1 pseudogene is annotated in these 350 nt (G+C 45.1%); it reads left to right on the forward strand.

Features of this window, described 5'->3' with window-relative positions:
- Window positions 1-350: pseudogene (locus NE473_RS30670) on the forward strand (sensor histidine kinase); the annotation flags it as partial.

Below are 350 nucleotides of genomic sequence, written 5' to 3' on the forward strand. Positions count from 1 at the left end.
GCAGCATTCAGCATGATCCGCCGTTATAAGGCGGGAACCATCTGGACAGGCAGTCTGACAAAGTGGATCTGCGTGAACGTCAGTCTTTATATTAAAAATCATCGTTTCACAACCCGGCTTGCATTGGGTTATATCTGCTATTTTGTATTTAACTGTGTGAAGCTTGTGGCGGGTGCATTCGTATATTTTACCTATGACAGCATGGAATCCCGGATTTTAACAGGCCTTCTTGCTCTCGCACTGCTCTGCATGGACCTATGGGTTTTCCAGTCCACACTCAATAAATTTTCAAGACGGACCATATTTCCGGAGGCACTGCTGCCCATATCTGCTGTATACTTCATATTTCC

The organism is Hungatella sp. SL.1.14 (assembly GCF_024460495.1).
In the GTDB taxonomy this organism is placed as follows: Bacteria; Bacillota; Clostridia; order Lachnospirales; family Lachnospiraceae; genus Hungatella; species Hungatella hathewayi.